Origin of the sequence: Curtobacterium luteum, from assembly GCF_001475545.1 — a bacterium.
Lineage (GTDB): Bacteria > Actinomycetota > Actinomycetes > Actinomycetales > Microbacteriaceae > Curtobacterium > Curtobacterium luteum_A.
Genome location: NZ_LDQC01000105.1, coordinates 1 through 1,425, shown reverse-complemented (window position 1 = coordinate 1,425; position 1,425 = coordinate 1). Strand labels below are relative to the sequence as shown.

The 1,425-nt window shown below is 74.7% G+C and carries 3 protein-coding genes; 2 read left to right on the top strand and 1 reads right to left on the bottom strand.

What is annotated here, in order from left to right; all coding sequences use genetic code 11:
* Positions 1 to 753, top strand: a 753-nt coding sequence (locus NS184_RS15460; protein WP_152998260.1) for an NERD domain-containing protein, incomplete at its 5' end; no start/stop codon positions are given.
* A gap of 14 nt (positions 754 to 767) precedes the next feature.
* Here NS184_RS15460 and NS184_RS15455 read toward each other — a convergent pair.
* Positions 768 to 1,130, bottom strand: a complete 363-nt coding sequence (locus tag NS184_RS15455) for an RNA-binding S4 domain-containing protein (protein WP_058726991.1) — start codon at positions 1,128 to 1,130, stop codon at positions 768 to 770.
* Between the two features lie 42 nt (positions 1,131 to 1,172).
* Between NS184_RS15455 and NS184_RS15450 the strand changes: the two genes are divergently transcribed.
* Entirely contained in the window at positions 1,173 to 1,418 is a 246-nt protein-coding gene (locus NS184_RS15450; protein ID WP_058726990.1) for a hypothetical protein, read from the top strand.
* Positions 1,419 to 1,425 lie beyond the last annotated feature (7 nt).

Genomic DNA, 1,425 nt, shown 5'->3' with positions numbered 1-1,425 from the left:
GGATCCCGCCCCGGCTCGGCTCCCACGTACGAGGCCGGATCGGCAGGGTCCGGCTCCTCGGCCTGGAGGCACGGGTCACCGCGCGACGCCTACGCACCCCCGTCGGCTCGTCGCGACTCCCGCCCCCGCGCCCGCTCCCACGGACACCCCGGCGGTCGGTCGCGCGAGGTGTTCCTGCAGGCCGAACGCGAGTGGGTCGGTCTGGGCGACCCCGTCGAGGACCCGTACGACCCCGCGCTCATCCGCTCCGCGCCCCGGCACATCCGACGCCTCCTCGGCGAGGCGCTCGCGGAAGAGGCCACGGCGTCGATCGTCGCCGACATGGGCATCGGCGTCACCGTCTGGCACGACCTCGACGCCGGACCCGAGGGCAAGCTCGACCACGCCGTGCTCACGAGCTCCGGGCTGTGGGCGCTCGAGTCCATCGACTGGGGCGGCCCCGTGCAGGTCGAGGGCGGCGAGATCGTCGGCGAGACCCTCGCGCCGGGCGAGCGCCCCGTCAAGGAACTCGTCCGCGCCGCCCGCGCGGTGCAGAAGCAGACCCGCGTCCGCTTCACCGGCCGGATCCTCGTCGTGCCGGACTCCGCCGTGGACGAGGACGTCCAGCTCGTCGGCTCCCAGCGGAAGCCCACCGCGTTCGTCGTGAAGCGCAGCGCCCTGGCGTACGTGCTCTCCGGCGCGCTCTCGCCCGTCGGGTCCGTCGACGTGTTCGACGTCCGCGACCGCCTGCAGCAGACCGTCCGCTTCGTCTGACGCAGCGGTCGGCGTCAGTAGCCGCGGAGCTTCTCGAGGTCGCGGCGCTCCCGCTTGCTCGGGCGTCCCGCACCCCGGTCGCGCTGCGGCACGAAGCCGGCCTCTTCGCGGGGGAGTCGCGGCGGGGTCCTGTCCTCGAAGTGCTTCGCCGCCTCCGGCGCACTCGTCCGCTTGAGGATGATCCCGCGCACCACGACGATGCGGTCGAAGCCGTTCTGCCGCACCCGGACCTCGTCGCCGGGACCGATCGGCTGCGCGGGCTTCGCACGCTCCCCGTTCACCCGGACGTGGCCGGCCTTGCACGCGGCCGTCGCGGCGGAGCGGGTCTTCGTGATGCGGACCGCCCAGATCCAGCTGTCGACCCGCGCCTTCTCCATCCCCACACCCTACGACGCCCCGTCCGCCCTACCCTGGGCAGCATGACCGCCGACCCTGCCGCCGTCGCACGGGCCCTGGCGCTCGGTGTGCTGCACGACGCGGAGCTCGGCGACCGCCTCGTTGTCCGTGCACACCACGGGGACGGCGCGCGGGACGCCCTCGGGGAGCTGCGCGCCCGGACGGACACCACGGTGACGATCGACACCCGTCGTGGACCGGTCGAGGTGGCGCTCGCCGACGTCGTCGCCGCGAAGCCCGTCCCGCCCCCGCCACCACGCCGACGCTGACCACGCC

Bases quoted from the DNA above. Each gene is read 5' to 3' on its own strand.
- NS184_RS15455 (WP_058726991.1), bottom strand. From the start codon at position 1,130: ATGGAGAAGGCGCGGGTCGACAGCTGGATCTGGGCGGTCCGCATCACG.
- NS184_RS15450 (WP_058726990.1), top strand. From the start codon at position 1,173: ATGACCGCCGACCCTGCCGCCGTCGCACGGGCCCTGGCGCTCGGTGTG.